Here is a 17,313-nt window from a genome sequence, read left to right as displayed (position 1 = left end):
AACTGGCATTGATCAAGGAATATTAGTAGTGCTGGGTGAAAGGCTAATAAGCGAGTAACAGCAAAAAAAGAATCCACTTAGCCTTGGCTAAGTGGATTTAGTGCACTTACAAAGCACTAACAGGGATCTTAACCACCGCTTTGCGCACTTGGCGAGGTTCGGCTACCGCGCAAAGAGGACGATGAACTTCGTCTGGGTAAAACACTGCAAAGTCACCTTTGCCAAGCTTAACCATTTGCTCATTGCTCGCTTGCTCAAAAAACGCCACATCATTTTCAAGTTCGGTTAAGGCTAAAGCTTCTTCAGCTAGTTCATGGGTATAGCCAATTTGCTCTTCGCCGTCTAACAGGATTTGAATATCTAAATGCTGTTTGTGAATTTCCGCTTTACGCTTAGCAAACTCTTCAGTTTCTGGCGACATTAGTAATACAAATACACCTTCACCAGAAAGCTCATATCTACCGTCTTCTTTCTCAGCAGCTAAAGCCATCGCTTCATCAATCCAGGTAACAAAGGATGGATTTACATATTTTACTAAAGAGAGCTTATTCACGTTTCCAAATAACATTGATTACTTCCTACTATTTAAATTTATTTGTCATACTTTAAAACGTTTGATATTTACTACAAGCTCATTGTTGTGTTCTTCGAGTGAGATCACTTGTCCGTTCACATTTTTTGCATTATTTGCAATAGAACTAGCCAGAGTATTTAAGGTGGTAACATTTTCAGCAATGGTCTGAGTAACGCTGTTTTGTTGTTTGGCAGCTACCGCAACGTGCGTGTTCATTTGGTTAATGTTCTCAATGTGCTCGCAGATATCTTGTAAGGCTTGTGAAATAGACCCCGCCGCATTGTCCACCTCTTTACTCGATTGCAAACTTGCCCCCATAGAGCTAGCCGCATTTGAGGCATTGTCTTGCAGCGCAGCAACAATAGATTCAATTTCTTGAGTAGACTCTTGGGTTTTCTGGGCCAGTGCTCTTACTTCATCGGCAACCACCGCAAACCCTCGCCCTTGCTCACCAGCTCGAGCTGCTTCAATTGCCGCGTTTAAGGCAAGTAGATTGGTTTGTTCAGCGATGTTACGAATAACTTCCACTACAGAGCCAATCGCTGAGCTTGAATCAATTAACTTATCGATGCGTGAAGAGGTATCGGTAATGCTTTGCGATAAACGGGTAATTAATTGGCTGTTTTCGCGCACCAACTCTACACCTAGCAAGGTTTGCTCGCGGGCTGTTTGCGACTTCTCGGCGGTTTGCTCAGCGTTTACAAACACCTCTTCAGCGGAGGCACTCATTTCTTGCAGTGAAGTAGCGGCCTGCTCCATCTGATCTTGTTGCGATAAAGAGTCACGCTGAGATTCGCTAGAGGATGAACTTAACGAATGAGACACCGAGCTTACCTGCTCACTCACCGAACGAATGCTATTAAGCAGGTGCGATAGGTTGTCCATCAGTAAGTTGAAGTTGCTACTAAGTACACCTATTTCGTTATCGTTGTTCACTGGAATACGTCGGGTAAGGTCCCCGTCACCAGTGGCAATTTGGTGCAAAGAGTTTGCCACGTCGTTGATTGGAATTACCACCAGCTTACGCACGTAGAAAAACACGGCCGCAACCACAACCGCTAATACCAATATAATGTTGAGCATTACATTGGTTATTTCGCTGTTTAGCGTGGCAATCACACTGCTATCATCAAATTGCAGCTTTAAGGTACCAATAAAGTCCTCGCCACGTTGCAGCTCAATTAGATTGAAGTCTTGCTTTTGATTGGCAACGCTTGCCTGAGAAATAGCTTTACCACGCTGGTCTACTACTTCCACTGCATTTAGGATTGGGGATTGAACCAGAGCATCTACAATAGCTTGCGCTTGTTCAAAATCATAAACAAACACGGCTTCTATTAATGATGCTTTGGCCATCTCGGTAATGGCTTGTTGCTCTACTAAGTAGCCTTCAGCCAATTTGCTTTTGGTATTTAAGTAGCTAACGCCACCGCCTAATAACAGGCCTAGCAAACCAAATAGCAGTAATATAATAATTAGGGATTTACTCAAACTTGCTTTCACGTTTAGTCTCGCTTATGTCTATCTTTCTTGAATGTCCAACCACAACTCTTCGCGGTGCAAAGGTGCGTCTGCGGGCAGTAAAGGATTATCTATTTTTATTATTCGGCGCTCGGTAAGGCGCGCTGTTTCAAAGGTTTTTGAGATAAGGGGAGATTGATAAAACAGCTGGTTATAGCTGCCATCAGCAATGGCGGTTTCTAAGCCATCGTTAATCGCATCATACAAGGCGCGATTCTTAGGATTAACGTAGAGGTACATGGCCATTGGGTAGACCAACAGAATGTCATCTTCTACGGCAAGGTTTACTTCCTTTTGGGTTTCTACCACTTCCCAGGCTTCGTGCACGGCTAATGGCAGGTAGTCAAAACGCCCGCCATCTACCATGTAGAATAAGCTTTGCGCTTTAACCGGTTTAACGACTTCTAGCCCGGCATTTTCTAGGATTTCGGTATCGCCCCAAAAACGGCCTAAGCCTGCTTTTAAGCGCTTTAACGAGGCTAAACTAGACACGCCTTCAAAGGCTGCTTGATTACTTTTTTCAATAACAAAAACGCGGTGGCCCAATAATCCTTTAAAAATAGGGATCTTGATGGCTTTAAGCTGTTGCTGCATCGAGTTTGACGCACCAGCCCAAATCACACTCACCTGATCTTGTTTTACTTCTTCAACTAATCGTGCCTCACTGTAATAGGTATCGATGGGTTGAATTTTTTGCGAATAGTTACTTTTTTCAAATGCTAATTTAATCAAATCAACGACTAAGCGGTCGCGTTCGCCCAAAACCATGGGCGTTGTTACCTGTGCTAGAACGCTATTAGATAAGGTTAAACTGCAAAACAAAAAGAAGCTGGCAATGGTTATTTTTTTCATACTTTTTCTCTTACCAAAACGCTATCAATTGCTGTTAAAAACCTTGGTGGAATACCACGCTATTTTTTAAGTTGATAATCTGCTTGAGTACCACATCTTCTGGGGCATCACGCTTGTATTCTTCACTGTTTTGATTTTCCATCACCAGGGTGAATACTTTGTATTCATGCAGGTTGGCGGCTTCAAGGTAAAAATCTAAGTCACTAGATTTAGAGAAGGAGTTAGTCACGGCGATGCTGTTAACGCCTTTTTCCATTAACTCAGCAACAGAGGCACGACAATACTCATCGGCATGCGGCTTAAGCTCTTCATTCCACTTGTTTTGGCCATATTGAGCGTAGTAATCCCAGCAGGACACCACGTCATTGGTGATGGTTTTTGCAAACTCGGTTTTACCGCTGCCAAATGGCCCGCGGACAATATATAGATACTTCATATTTCTTCCTGAAAATAAAAAGGCCGCCTCGCAATACAACTTAATTTACGAGGCGGCACAGTCCTTACACTTTACGACGTCTTAGTAAAAATACGCCGGCCAAACCTAGTAGCGATAACCAACCTGCGCTACCGCCACCGCCAGTTACGCCACCCGTTGGTGGTGTTGGTGGATCAATTGGTGGATCTACTGGCTCACCTGGATCTGGCGCTTCTGGACCAGAGTGGCTAACACCAATATTGGTACCGGTATACAACTCACCCGCTCTCGAAGCAGCTTCAGTAGCATTGCTTAAGCTAGAGCAGTCAGTGCCGTACATGCCACAGTTAAACTCACGCGCAGCATCTGTCATCAATGTATATGGCGTGTCAGTATTGCTAACAAAACCAACGTTGTAGTTTTCGCCATCCCATGCACGACCCGTTAATGGTGAATCGATGTATTGGAACCAATGCGCACCTACAAAGTTTTTATGGGCATTTACTGATTCGTAAAAGCTAACCATTTTGTCTGCACGATCTTGTTGCGAAGTGGCATTTACTACACCTTCTGCAAACGAACCGCTATCAAGCGCACCGAAGTGGAACTCACCAATAATTACTGGCTTATCAATGGCCTCGATTTGACTTAAGGCATCAGCATCCCAATCGGCAGCTGCAATGCTGTCTTTGTAGATGTTGTAACTCATTACATCAACAACAGCCGCAGCAGCACTTACTACATCAGGCGTACGTCCCCAGTCGGCAAAGCGAGAGCCCAAGTACAAGTGGTTTGGTAACTCAGCTTTTAATGCCGTGTTTACGGTGTTGAAGTATTGGAAAGCAAATTGCCAAGCAAGGAACTGCATATCAGCTTCCATGCCAGCCACATAAGCTAACTCTTGCGCTGGGCGCATCGCATCCCAAGACGCATAATCGGTTCCCCAGGCTGCGTTTAGGTCAGCAATACCACCGGTATAACGCTGGTTCTCTAGGAACCAAATAAAGCTATTTTTAGCAGGGCTAGTTGTTGCATCAGTGCCGTCGGTATTGAACACCGCTAGCGTTTGCGCATAACGAGAGCCTTCAACATCAGTGACATTGCCCCAGCTCATTTCGTTATCAACAAAAATACCCACTAAGTACTCTTCGTTGCCTTCAACCTGAGCTTTGATCTCTGCAGCCATTGTGGCGGCATTGGTAGCAAAGTTAGCATCCCACGGATCAGGAAGTGGTCCCCAGTAGCCGCTGCCAATTTGTTTAACGGGAAGACGATCGGCACCAGAGGTTGACCAACCATTTGCCACGTAAGGAACGTCACCGTTTGCATACAACGCTGGATCGGTCCAGTTACCTAAGGTGTTAAAGCCCCAGTCTTTCATGCGCTTAACAGTAATGTCTCGCCATACGTCTTCGCTAGCGTGGCGGGTAATTAAGTTATTAGCGTAAAAACTTACAGCTTGGCCTTGAGAAACAGGTCCACTATGCACAGGGCCATAGTTTTCATTTACATAATCACTTGGAATTTCTGTAAACATTGACTGGCGAAGTGCAGACTCAGATTCGGCGTCACTCGACACGCCGGTCATGGTGTAAGTATCTTGCAAACGAATGTTATCAACACCGGTTGAGAAGAACGCATTACCAGCAGGGTCGACCAATTGCCAGTTACCATCAGCGTCTTTACAAGCGTTAAACGAGGCAGGCGTAGCGAGCACACAGTCTGTAGCTGGCGACGAATCTGGGTTACCACCGTACATATTGCGATTGGTTAACTCACCCAAAACAGCCATTTCTGGATCACTTAACTTAGCTAATTCTTCTTTGCTGGCAACTTTACCTGCATAAGTGACTAAGTTGTTTTGCCCCATAGCATCAGCCATTTCTGCATAGGCTGATTCGTGGTTAAGGTCTTTAATCACACGCATGTTATCAAACACAAGTGTTTGGCTAGTCTCACCACTGGCTAATTCGCCAATGAAGTAACGAATAGCGGTAATTTGAGATTTGTCTAAAGCAACAAAATCACCCCAGCCATTTTGAGCGCTCATTGGGTCAGCTGGAATATCACGTAAACCTAAAGCTGACACACGCTCATCTTGAGTAAGCAATGAAGGATTGTCATTTAAGCTGGTGTAGATGGTTTTCGATTCGCCAGCTTTAACCAATACGCCGCGAGTCGCAGTTTCGCCCTGGCTATTTACATCTTCGATACGTGAGTACAACCAGATATTGCTATCGCTAGTATTTGAAACGTCAACGGCGACTGCGGTGTGTTCACCTAGTTCAGCCCAATTCCAAGTACCTGCAAACACTAAACCGTTCCAACCTGCAGTAAACTCGGCAGCCATTGCTGCAGCGCCTTTAGTCACAATCTCAGTAGTAGTTGAAACGTTTACCCCACCATCAGGTCGTAAGTAATCTGGAATGGTTTCAAAGTCTTCGATTTGCGCTAAGGTGGCTACAGGCGCGGTTTGTGTATTCACTGCACCATCACTTGGTGGCGGAGTGACTGTTTCGCCATCAACCATAATGTTGTCAAAGTACAACACTTGAGGATCGTTTTCAGAGAGCATGAACTGCACACCGATAACTTTATCTTTACTAAAGTTTTCGCCATGAGTTTGGAACTCGTTCCCGCCATTTAAGTTAAAGCTAAAGGTCTGCGTGGTATTAGCTGAAACCGTAAAGTAGTCCAATGAGGTTTGAGACTCATCTACCCAATCAGGAAGAATATCACTATCAATTAGCTTAATAGCAAAGGTAACATCAGTGTCGTTAGGGTTAACAACATCTACTGACATAACATCTTCAGCGCCCCAGTTCCAACTTCCCCAGTTCCAAACAACCATTGGTTTGAAAGCCGCGTCAAAAGACGCTTTAATGGATTGATTACCATCGGTAGCTTGTTCAGTTGAAACTTCAGAAGTGGCATCTCCAGACACTTCCAAAAATTCAGCATTGTTTTCAGAGCTGCTGTAGTCGGCTTCCTCAAAAGAGGTGACTAAGGTAGCAGCACTTAATGGCAATGCTAAGCTTGCAGCGATTGCTGCAGATAAAAATTTAATCTTCATATTTCCTGCCCATTCCTTGTACCTAGCAGATTGCACTCCCCACCTAACTGAGGAGTGCTAAATCGTTGTTGCGATTATTTTTTGTAACGAAGCATGTAAACGTCTTGGTTGAATTTCTTAGCGGCTTCAACCAGTGGAACGTATGGTGTATCAGTGATTGAAACAAAACCTACGTTGTAGTTTTCACCATCCCAAGCACGACCCGTTGTTGGAGAGTCAATGTATTGGAACCAGTGAGCACCTACGAAGTAAGGGTTGTCGGCAATACTGTTCATGTAGTTGGTGTATTTCTTAGCGCGATCTTGCTGGCTAGCTGCCGACACGATACCGCCGTGGAATAAGCCTGAGTCAGTTGAACCGAAGTGGAACTCACCAATAATGCTTGGCTTATCTAGCTCTGCTAACTTGCTCCAATCACCCTTTGAGTTAAGGTCTTCGGCGTACAAGTTGTAGCTCATCACGTCTACGTAAGGTGCTGCACCTTTGGCAATCTCTGGCGTAACACCCCAGTCTGCAAAGCGTGCGCCTAGATATAGGTGATTAGGCAGTACTTTCTTAAGCTCAGCACGAACCGTTGAGAAGTATTTTGCAGAAAGCATTTCTAGCATTTCGGCATAATCTTTCTTCATGTTCTTGCTCAAGCGAGAGCGGTGATCAAATGACTTCTCAAACTCTGCCCACGACGCAACTTTCACGCCCCAGCTAGTGTTTAGATCTTCAATGGCCCAGTACTTCTCTTTTAAGTGCTCGGTAAAGGCTGCTTTAGCCGGGCTCTTCTTCATGTCGTAGCTAAGCGCATTAACCACCAAACCGTAGTGGTTTGCGTCATTTTTGGTGTTACCCCAGCTAATCTCGTTGTCGACAAACACACCCATCATCCATGGATCGTTTTTGTCTACTTCTGTCATTAGCTTTTTAGTCATCGCTTTAACGCTGTTTACAAACTCTGGGTCAAACGGATCGTGAATAGGCCCCCAGTAGTCGTTACCAGTGCTAATGCGTGCGTGGTCTCCAAAAATCCAACCGTTTGCTACGTAAGCAACTTTTTTGTTGTCGTAGAACATTGGATCAGCCCAGTTACCTAGGGTTGTGAAGCCCCAATCAACCATGCGATCTATGGTGATGTCTTTCCACACTTTTTCAGCTTCTGAGAAAGTACCGCCATATTTACGTTGCAAGTTAGCACCATAGAAACTAAATACTTCGCCTTTCTTAAGTGCCCCTGAATGCACCCAGTTTGCGTAGTCATAGTTCTCGGCTAATACATCGTCATCTTCTGGTAACCAAGTAAACATTGAACGGCGAACTTCAGAAGCAACTTCTTTACCGCTACGTTTGTCTTTGTCGGCAAAGTCATGGCCAGTAATGGTTACTGTGTCGTCCATACGAATGTTGTCGACACCGGTTGCGAAGAACAAGTTGCCTTGTGGGTCTACTAACGACCACTTACCGTCTACTTTTTCAGTACGGAAGAAACCTGTGCCTTTCAGCTTAGGACCATCGGCCCAGCCACCATAAATGCTTCGACCTGGCATTTGGCTGGTTGATTTAAGCGACATTTTTGCCAGCTTACCCATGGTTTCTAGTTCTTCGTCTTCGCTAATTTTCTTCGGCCATTCAGAACCAGTAAACTGACCATATTGGTCAATCAAACCTTCATAACGGGTTGCATCTGCATCAATATTTGGAATAAGTCGAACACTCTTAATATTGAACTCTGCATCTTTAGTTGGGTTTTGCAGGTATAGCTGGAAAGATACAATGTTTGACGTATCTAAGCTCTTTTCACCCCAGCCATAACTAATCGCTTGCGCGTTGTAGGACTTTTTAGGTGGCTCGGCACGCATACCAGAAACGATTTGGCTGCCGGTTTGGCCTAGCGGTAAGTAAAAGGTACCGTCGTCACCAGGAGCTAGCGTTACGTAGCTAGACATACTGTCGACTACGCCATTTGCAGTGCCGCCCCAGTTTTCATTTTCTGCGTCATCCACGCGAACAAACAACTGTAAAGGCTCGTCTGTTTTACTTTCTAGATCAAACGCTAAACTAAAATCACCGTACTCGCTCCAATCCCAAGGTTGTGGCGCTTTAAAAGTGATATTAGGGTAGGCGTTAGTCGCCGCTAATTTAACAGCTAGCAAACCGCCCATGTCGGTTTTTAGCTCGGTTACCGTTGCTGCTGCACTGCGGTCAAAAGCAACAAAGGTAGGTTGGCCTTCATCAAAGCTAGTAATTGAAGCAACCGTTGGAATTGGACCACTTACCTTAACTTCTTGGCCTGAGGCTTCAATAAAGTCGCCGGTAGCATCCACTAAGTTAAAGTTATCGATAATGACTGTTTGTGCATCCATTGGACCTTGCACAAAGATTTGGAATTCTACAATGTTACGTAAGTTGATTTTCTCGCCACCCCAGTAGCCATCTAACTTACGTTTGGTGCCGTTAAATAACATCTCAACTGGCACTGTTTCGCCAGCGGGTACATTAACCGCGTAGTTTAATTGGTTGTCACCAGAGCCCATAACGCCCACGTTGTCAGCCAATTTTAGAATGATGTTTGCTGGGCTATCAGTTGGGTTGGTAATGTCTAGGCTTAAGCTGCCTTTCGCATTCCAGTTCCAAAAGCCAGAATCTGGGTGTACTTTAACATTTGGCCAGTACTTAAATTTGTTAGCCTCGGATACCGAATCAAAGTTTACTTTTAGCGCACTACTTCCGCTAGTAACACCTTGGTCGCTAACCACTTCGGCTTTAGCATGGTCTTTTTTAACTTTTTTGAAAAAAGCGGCAGATTCAAAATCTGGAATCGTTCCGCCTACATCTTCAACAGCGCCTTCGGCGTCGCTCGAGCTAGGAGTTGAGCCACATCCGTACACACCCAACAAAGTGAGCGATAACAGCGCAGCAATTTTATTTTTTGTAAATTTCATAACTTCTACCATTACGAGTGGGAGGCCCGTAAGCCGTGGCTTACGGGCTCTAGTGCTAAGTGGGTATAACTATGGGCGGCCTACCACCACGTTTCGAATTGTGCGCCAACTGTAGTAGCAGAGTTTTTACCCTTCTCTGTTACGTAAGGGTTGTGACGCCATTCCCAACTTGGATTATCTACACCTTCACCATGGCGGTTGTTGTAAACCGTGGTTTGAGTATCAGATTGACCGTAAGTCACGAAGAAACGCAGTACCGGGCGATCCCAGAAGGTGCCACCAATGTGTACGTTTTGCGACAGCGTAACTTTGTAAGATGAGTTAGTACCGCTCTCGCCGTAACCTTCACGAGCATCTAGCTTGATTTGGTCGTAGCTCAGTTCTAAATCAGTTGAGAAGCGATCATCCCAGATGTAAGTAGGACGAATGGTAATGTTGCCCCAATCAGACTTATCAATAGACACTAAGTTGCGTTTTAGCGCTTCGTCATCAAATTTCTGTCCTTCATATACCAATGCGTATTGAAGTCGGAATGAGTCACCTAGCTCTTGCATACCTTGGAAGAACGCACCAATCTGAGTTGATGGAGTATCTAACCAATCTTGAGTCATGGACTTACCAATGTCGCTGCTGTAACGAACGACAAATTCATTAAAGTCAGCCCATTGGCCTTGCTTAATTTGGAAACCAGCCTGGTAGCTATTTGGGTTCATATCTTTGGCAGTCATGCTGCCATTTTCGCTCAAGCTAGTATCAGAGCCTGCGTAGAAGCCATAGTTAAAGAACAAGCCCGCAGCAATGTTGTCGGTAATTTTCATGCCATGTAAGCGTGTATTTACCGAGTGGTATCCACCGCGGTAACCCGAACGACCGCTGCTGTCACAAGCATAAGTTGGATCGTTGATTGAACAGAAATCTTGACCGTAGCTATCGCCATTCTCTTGCTTGGTAATACCTAGGTTAAATTTAGCAAAACCAAAGTCCCAATCATCAATACCAGCACCTACGCCATCATTTTGTAGCATGTGGTAATCGAGGATTTCAGCTTTGTAACGCTGGTAGTAACGCTTACCAACCCAAATTACCGCACCAGGATTAGATTTGAATACGCCTTGGCCTGCTACCCACCACTCATCCAGATTGAATTTCTCCATATCTGTAGCGATGTTGGTTTTGATTACCCAGTTCATGTCGTTAAGAACTAAACCGTAATCGATATGGAATTCAGCAAAGTTACCTTCGTTACCCAAACGACCGGTTTGAGCATGTGGGTTACCAGCAGTTTCGATAATGTTAAAGCCGTTGTTGGCTAAATCTGAGCGTAAGCCCATTACTTTGTCAGTAGAGGTACCTGTACCGCCGCGGCCATAGCCCCAGAAGCGAGCACCTTCAACCACTTGTGCTCCTAAGTAGTCTAAAGCAGCTTCTTGAGCATGAGCCATGCTGCAAGATAGCGCTAAAGCGGATAGTGCAAAAATACGTGTTTTCATACGTTTACCTAACATCCTTATTTAAAAATAGTGTTTCGATTGTTTAAGCTGCTACGGTTTCTTGTTGATCTGTTGTAGTCAGCGTCTTCTTGGAACTTAGTGTGAACATCGCCAATACCGTGGCAACAGCAGCGAACACACCAAAATAGATATAGCTATGTGGGAATCCATGTTGGTCGTACATCACACCCATCACTGGCGCAGCAATGGCCGTCATCAGGTTATTAACCACTTGGAATCCAAACATGTAAGTGAAGGAGTTTACTTTCTTATCAAACTGCTCGGCGGTGTAAGCAAATACCGACACAATCAACAGCGGATTAACGATGCCGAACAGCAATTTAGCAACAATGGCTAAGTAGAGATTTTTCTCACCTAAGCCTGCAAAACCAATCATTAGCAAGAAAGAGGTAATACCAACAGCGGTAAGAATAAGACTGCCTTTAGCACCAATTTTACGAATAATGAAAGGCACACCAGCACTCACAAAGAACAGGAAGATAGCGGTAAGCCCGTCCATGTTAGAGCTAAAAGAAATACCCTCTTCTTGGGTAGGGAAGAAACTAATAAAGTAGCGAGTGAACTGGCTCATTGAAGTCCAGAACACCACCGATATAGTGCCCGCATAGGTCATGAAGGCCCACATTTTAGGGTTCTTCAATAGGCGAATAACATCTTCTTTTTGAATTTTATCCTGCGAGATAACTTCGTTATCAACATTTTCTAAGTGGCTTACTTTAAGCAACCAAGCACACAACAGCATTAAGAAAGCAGCAACGCTACATGCGTAGAAAATGAAGTCTGGGTTGATGTTATACAGGTAACCAGCCAATACTGCCGATACACCCCAAGCGGCGATACCAAAGCCGTTAACCAGTCCGAAATCGTTATCATGGCAACGCGCAAAACGGTCACTATAAGAAGCGATAACACCACTGCCCGCTTGGAACAACATACCTAAGTACACAGAACCAGCCACAATACCCAATACAAATGTTGAATCGTTACCCAGCAGTGGGCCGTATACATAAATGTAGAAAGGACCAATTAACAAGCTTAAGAAAGAGATGAAGTATATAAGGTGTTTTTTAAGACCAAGCTTATCAAGGATATAGCCAAAAGCAGGTTTAAACAAAACCGCAATACCGGTTTGCAAGCCAAACAATACGCCAATCTGAGAGCCATCAATGCCAACTTTGTCGTTTAGCCATACAGCAAATAAAGAACCTGAGCTTAACGACCAGAAGAAGTTGTAAAAAAAGTACATAAGGCAAACTTTGCCCATGGCGACTCGGTTAGAATCGGTTTTCATGATTACTCCATTAATTTTGCGATAGCTACTCAATGCCTAGCACACTGGTAAACCAATATCTAAATAACTTGCTTCATCGTACATAATGATCAACCAATTTAAAGTGACACCGCTAACATTTCGACATAAATACGGCTATTGGTTGGCAAAATGCTAGGCCCTACAGCCAATTGGTTGATGAGTTAATAAGCGTTAACATTCGCCAAGCCTTTATTCATGGGGGTTTGCGGCCGGAAAGCTTGTCATACAAAAAGATTGTCAAATTAAACAAGTGGGTTATGAAAGCTAAAAATTAAGTTACAAAAGTGTGTCATTGGTCACTTTTCTTTCATCTCAATAGCTGCTTCAGAGTAAGTTAATGTACCATTGCTCTAAATTGGTTTACCTTTGTAGCCAGTAGTTATTAAGCAATTTAGATTTTCGACAAATAGAGGTAGATATGTCAGGGACAGGTAGCAAGCTAAGCTTGGCCAGTAAACGCGCTATTGAGCGTGGTTACGATAAAAAAGGGCCTGAGTGGATGGTTGAGTTTGAAGAGCAAAGCTTACAAGGTGACTTTGCTTTTGAAGAGGGTGTGATTCGTCGTGACCCCACCGCAGTAATAGAGGTAGAGGGTGTTTACCACTGCTGGTATACCAAAGGTGAAGGCGAAACTCTCGGCTTTACAGGCAACCCTCAAGATAAGGTTTTTCCTTGGGATCTTACCGAAGTTTGGCATGCCAGTTCTGAAGATGGCATTACTTGGAAAGAGCACGGTTGTGCTATTGCCCCAGGTGAAGCGGGAGCCTACGACGACCGTGCCGTATTCACCCCAGAAGTTTTAGCCCACGACGGCAAATACTACTTGGTTTACCAAACTGTTCAGGCGCCTTACACCAACCGACAATTTGAAGAGATTGCCATTGCTTGGGCCGATAGCCCATTTGGCCCATGGACCAAATCACCAGCACCAATTGTAAGCCCAGCTAAAGATGGCGAATGGCGCACCGAAGAAGACAATCGATTCTTGGTCAATTCGAAAGGCAGTTTCGACAGCCATAAAGTGCACGATCCCTGCCTAATGTTCTTCAAGGGTGAGTTCTACCTTTACTATAAAGGTGAAACCATGGGTGAAGAAATGAACATGGGCGGCCGCGAAATTAAACATGGCGTTGCAATAGCAAAAGACATTCTTGGCCCGTATGTGAAATCGGAGTACAACCCTATTTCAAACAGCGGCCACGAAGTTGCAGTTTGGCACAAAGATGGCGGGATAGCCTCGCTAATCACCACAGACGGACCAGAAAAGAATACCGTGCAGTGGGCAGCCGATGGGATCAACTTCGAAATTATGTCTTATATTAAAGGCGCGCCAGAAGCGCTGGGCATATTCCGCCCAAATCAAGAGACAGCCATCGAGTCACCAGGCCTTGAGTGGGGCTTGTGCCACAAGTATGACGCCTCGTGGAACTGGAACTATATTTGTCGCTACCGGGTGAAGAAACAAGTTCTTGATGCTTCAACTTATCAAAATTCAAATTAAGTAAGCTGTTAGCCCACCGCCCGGTGGGCTAACTATTTCCCCTTAGCTCAGCAGCTATCACTCCCTATTTTTTGTACGTCGAGATTTCATGTCTATTTCCAGCAATACGCCTAAAGCATCACGCCAAACTATCGATTTTAATGCTGATTGGCAGTTCCAATTACAAACAGCTAACCAAACAACAACTGAAGCAGACTGGCGTAGCGTTATCCTGCCCCACGACTGGAGCATTGAACAACCATTTTCATCTGAACTGGAAGGTGCAACGGCCTACTTGCCCGGCGGTATTGGCTGGTACCAAAAAAGCTTTGATATGAAAGAGCTAAAAAAAGGCCAGCGGGTGTTTATCTTGTTTGACGGGATCTACAACAACGCTAGCCTTTGGCTAAACAAGCAATTGCTAGGTAAACAGCACTATGGTTACTCACCATTTTACTTCGAGGTAAGCCAGTATTTAAAAGCGAGCGATAATCAGCTGAAGATAAAAGTAGACCGCAGTCGGATAGCCGACAGCCGTTGGTATCCCGGAGCAGGCATTTACCGAGAAGTAAAACTGATAACCGTAAACCCTGTGCATATTCCCATTTGGAGTAGCGTTGTTGATAGCATAGAAATAAATCAAGGTTTCGCTCAAATACTGCACAAGTTTAAGGTAGTTAGTGAGCAGCTAAATCAACGTATTCAAATAGATAGTCATATTGTTGAGTTAGACACCGGGCGCCCGGTTGCCAGTTATCAACATCAAGCAACACTAAGCAATAAAGAACAAGCTTTTGCCTTTAGCTGTGACATATTGCAACCCAAACTGTGGTCTCCCGATTCCCCAACCCTCTATCAAATGACCACTAAGCTAACTGCTGGCTCTAAAGAGTTAGATTGCATCACTACACGCTTTGGCCTTAGAGATTTTCATTTTAACAGCCAACAAGGCTTCTTCTTGAATGGGCAAGCCACCAAAATTAAAGGGGTTTGTTTACATCACGATGGTGGCTTAGTGGGCGCAGCTGTGCCAGAAGCAGTGTGGGAACGTCGACTCACTATGCTAAAAGAAGCTGGCGTAAATGCGATTAGAATGGCACATAATCCCTCATCTGAAGTGCTTCTATCACTTTGTGACCGTTTAGGCTTTTTGGTTCAAGACGAGTTTTTCGATGAATGGGACTTCCCCAAAGACAAACGCCTAAACATGAATGAGCAGCATAATGATGCAGCCTCGCGAGGTTATGCGGAGCATTTTCAAACTCACGCTAAACAAGACCTTAAAAATGCCTTAAGAGCTCACATCAACCACCCATGCATATTCATGTGGAGCATCGGCAACGAAATAGAATGGACCTACCCAAGAAATGTAGAAGCAACCGGCTTTTTCGATGCCAACTGGAATGGCAATTACTTCTGGAACTTACCGCCAAACTCGCCCCAACAAATCAGCAATAAACTCAAGACCCTGCCTCATCATAACTACGACATAGGCAAAACAGCCCATCAACTAGCGCAATGGGTGCGCGAAGAAGATGTATCAAGGCCCGTTACTGCCAACTGTATATTGCCCTCGGTAAGCTATTTAAATGGCTATGCTAAATCCTTAGATGTAATTGGCTTTAGTTACCGACAAGTGCTTTATGACTATGGCCACCAGCATCATCCTCAGCTTCCTATTATAAGTAACGAGGCATTGCCCCAGTGGCACGAGTGGAAGGCGGTAAGTGAGCGCTCACATGTTGCGGGTTTATTCCTATGGACCGGTATTGATTATTTAGGTGAAGTGCATCAGCAGTGGCCAACTAAGGCGCTGGCTGCAGGCTTGCTCGATACAGCTGGCTTTAAAAAAGCACCCTACTATCTCTTTCAATCACTGTGGACCACCACGCCCATGGTGCAAATTCATAATCAGGTATTTGACGAAGAACGCTTTGTATACAAAACCGATAGTTTGAGCCTTGAAGAGCGTGACCCACAGGCTTGGAAAAGAAAACTGTGGATTTGGCCAGAGCAACAACAACATTGGAATTTTAGCAGCAACCAATTAATCGCCATTGAAGTCATCAGCAATTGCCAAGAGGTAGAGCTGCAACTCAACGGGCGAACAATTGGCAGTAAGCAACTTGCTGACCAAGCCGATAGAATGTTTCGTTGGGCTTTGCCATTTCAACCTGGCGAGCTAGTCGCTCTAGCTAAAAACAATGGCAAAGTGTTGGCAACCCACCGCCTTAGCACCACCCAAGCCGCCAGTGACTTAGTGGTGACTGTTGAAGGCGCTCCTTTACAGAAGGGCCAACCGGGTTACCAACACTTGGTGGTACAACTAGCAGATAGTGAAGGAAAATGGGTTAGCCATCAAAACACCCAACTAAGTTTTGAGCTAACCGGTCCAGCCGAGTTAGTAGGGCTAGATAATGGCTACCCAGCCAGCGTGCAAGCCTTTAACGCAAGCCAGATAGACACCCATCAAGGTCGGGCCCTAGCCTTAATAAAATACACAGGAGAAAAAGAAAATATTCTAGTGAGAATTACTACGCCCGAGGGCTTCTTTAAAGTACAACGCTTTATACTTGAGTAAGTCTAGGCGATAATCGGCGATAAATAACAGCAAGCTAGCCTAACTAGCTTGCTGTTCTAGCATTAAGCGGTTGCTCCTAAATCACTTAAATAACCCAATTCTTGGTCTGAGTAACGCTCTTGAAGCTGCGCCATAAACACTTTGGGAATAGCATGCTGTTGGCTACTTAAGAAGCTTAAAGCTTGCTGCGCCATTGCCTGCACCGGGTAATAGAGAGTGCTATAGCTGGCTTTGCTGTCTGCTGCATTATTGGATGAGCCAATAAATTCAAATGGGTTAGTGCAGCCCAACTGCTCTTTTAGCTGTTGCCATACCGGCCAACTCAAACGAGCAGACAAACAAACAAAAGCCGAAGCAGGCGATGATAAGGCATCACTACTCAAGCAGTCGTTGGGATCATGGGATAAGCGACTAAGAGTAATGTTAGCTTGCTTAAATGGGCTATCGATATGGCTTAAGCCTTGCTCAATAGCGAAGTACTGCTGCGCTTCGCACATTACCGTAATATGCTTGTGACCGTGCTCTACCAAAAGCTTTACTGCCAGCCAAAGGCTGGTAACAATGTCTAGGTGCAAACACTGTTTGGCATAGCTTGGTAAGTAACGTTTAGCGACCAATAAACCGGGATGTAAACGCATAAATTCGCCCAGTCTCGCTTCTTCCATATAGACGCTTTCAAAATATAAGGACTGCACTCCAAGGCTTAAGTAGTTTTCTAACATCTCAATTTCTTGTGCTTCTGAATGCGCACCAGAAACCAAGTGTAGCGGCATTGAGTTACTGGACGCTTCTGCCGACAACGCCTTTAGCAAGGTTGCGGTAAGCGGATCTTGTATCGATTGCACAATCATCGCTGGACCAATTTTGGGATTATTGGTGAGATTTTGCGCATGATAATTTGGAATAAAATTTAATGCTTTTATCGCCTGATTTACTTTTTCCACCTTGGCTTCACTAACAAAGGTAGTTTGATTAATTATTCGCGATACTGTGGCAACAGACACGCCAGCTTTTTTTGCTACGTCTATGATAGTGGGCATATGTTTCCTTACTACGCGTTTAGT

11 protein-coding genes are annotated in these 17,313 nt (G+C 44.7%); 2 read left to right on the top strand and 9 right to left on the bottom strand.

Features of this window, described 5'->3' with window-relative positions; all coding sequences use genetic code 11:
• Positions 1-106: 106 nt before the first annotated feature.
• The 8 genes from ACYFDN_RS06935 to ACYFDN_RS06900 form a co-directional block, all read right to left on the bottom strand.
• Entirely contained in the window at positions 107-568 is a 462-nt protein-coding gene (locus tag ACYFDN_RS06935) for a NanQ anomerase/TabA/YiaL family protein (RefSeq protein ID WP_483510513.1), read from the bottom strand.
• A 30-nt stretch (positions 569-598) separates the two neighbouring features.
• Complete coding sequence (locus tag ACYFDN_RS06930) at positions 599-2,077, bottom strand: methyl-accepting chemotaxis protein (protein ID WP_483510511.1); 1,479 nt, start codon at positions 2,075-2,077, stop codon at positions 599-601.
• Positions 2,078-2,095: 18 nt separating this feature from the next.
• Positions 2,096-2,947 carry a diguanylate cyclase gene (locus tag ACYFDN_RS06925; RefSeq protein ID WP_483510510.1) on the bottom strand — a complete coding sequence of 284 codons (852 nt, stop codon included), beginning with the start codon at positions 2,945-2,947 and terminating at the stop codon, positions 2,096-2,098.
• Positions 2,948-2,981: 34 nt separating this feature from the next.
• Positions 2,982-3,383, bottom strand: coding sequence for a hypothetical protein (locus ACYFDN_RS06920; protein ID WP_016403209.1), 402 nt, complete (start codon positions 3,381-3,383; stop codon positions 2,982-2,984).
• A 64-nt stretch (positions 3,384-3,447) separates the two neighbouring features.
• Positions 3,448-6,435, bottom strand: coding sequence for a beta-agarase (locus ACYFDN_RS06915; protein ID WP_483510508.1), 2,988 nt, complete (start codon positions 6,433-6,435; stop codon positions 3,448-3,450).
• A gap of 74 nt (positions 6,436-6,509) precedes the next feature.
• The gene (locus tag ACYFDN_RS06910) at positions 6,510-9,365 is read right to left on the bottom strand and encodes a beta-galactosidase (protein WP_152780377.1); all 2,856 of its coding nucleotides are present in this window, start codon (positions 9,363-9,365) and stop codon (positions 6,510-6,512) included.
• Positions 9,366-9,445: 80 nt separating this feature from the next.
• Positions 9,446-10,855, bottom strand: a complete 1,410-nt coding sequence (locus tag ACYFDN_RS06905) for a carbohydrate porin (RefSeq protein ID WP_472590115.1) — start codon at positions 10,853-10,855, stop codon at positions 9,446-9,448.
• A gap of 43 nt (positions 10,856-10,898) precedes the next feature.
• Entirely contained in the window at positions 10,899-12,167 is a 1,269-nt protein-coding gene (locus tag ACYFDN_RS06900; protein ID WP_472590114.1) for an oligosaccharide MFS transporter, read from the bottom strand.
• A gap of 439 nt (positions 12,168-12,606) precedes the next feature.
• On the opposite strand from ACYFDN_RS06900, the gene ACYFDN_RS06895 reads away from it, so the two are divergent.
• A complete protein-coding gene (locus tag ACYFDN_RS06895; RefSeq protein ID WP_483510507.1) occupies positions 12,607-13,689 on the top strand; it encodes a glycoside hydrolase family 117 protein in 1,083 nt (360 codons plus the stop codon).
• An 88-nt stretch (positions 13,690-13,777) separates the two neighbouring features.
• Positions 13,778-16,249: a glycoside hydrolase family 2 TIM barrel-domain containing protein gene (locus ACYFDN_RS06890; RefSeq protein WP_483510506.1), complete on the top strand. Its 2,472-nt coding sequence runs from the start codon at positions 13,778-13,780 to the stop codon at positions 16,247-16,249.
• 62 nt (positions 16,250-16,311) lie between these two features.
• On the opposite strand, the gene ACYFDN_RS06885 is transcribed toward ACYFDN_RS06890, so the two are convergent.
• Positions 16,312-17,289 carry a LacI family DNA-binding transcriptional regulator gene (locus ACYFDN_RS06885; protein ID WP_483510505.1) on the bottom strand — a complete coding sequence of 326 codons (978 nt, stop codon included), beginning with the start codon at positions 17,287-17,289 and terminating at the stop codon, positions 16,312-16,314.
• Positions 17,290-17,313: the final 24 nt, after the last annotated feature.

Source organism: Agarivorans sp. D1326 (assembly GCF_056958115.1).
The sequence above is the reverse complement of the archived record's forward strand: the minus strand, read 5'-3'. Positions and strand labels throughout refer to the sequence as shown.